Annotated in this window: 1 protein-coding gene; it reads right to left on the bottom strand. The window is 42.4% G+C overall.

What is annotated here, in order from left to right; genetic code table 11:
- Positions 1–276: transposase (locus tag ACT3TU_RS14400; protein WP_444784550.1), on the bottom strand; the 276-nt coding region annotated here is incomplete at its 3' end.
- Positions 277–344: the final 68 nt, after the last annotated feature.

Raw genomic sequence — 344 nt, 5'->3', positions numbered from 1 at the left:
TATTTGTTCAGGACTCCAGCTGTCTTTTAGCTTGTCTGTAACCCAACACCAGATATCAGTAATAATAGTGACGGCGTTGTTTGCTCGTCTGTCACAAGCCTTGTTATGAGCATGATTAACCCGATAACCTCGAAGGCTTTTATTGCGTCTGATCTCTCTTGATATGGTGCTGGGACTTCTGCCTAATGCTCGAGCTATAAATTTAATACTATGTTCTGCCCCTATCAGGGCATAAATCTGGTATCGTTCCCCTAGGCTTAGATGTGTATAGTTCATGGTTGCAATCTCACTTTGGCGGTGGATAAAAACTTTGATGCTAGCGCATCTAGGTCTTTTTTTCACCT

The organism is Psychrobacter sp. AOP3-A1-26 (assembly GCF_052378235.1).
Taxonomy (GTDB): Bacteria; Pseudomonadota; Gammaproteobacteria; order Pseudomonadales; family Moraxellaceae; genus Psychrobacter.
This window is presented reverse-complemented; position numbering and strand designations above follow the sequence as displayed.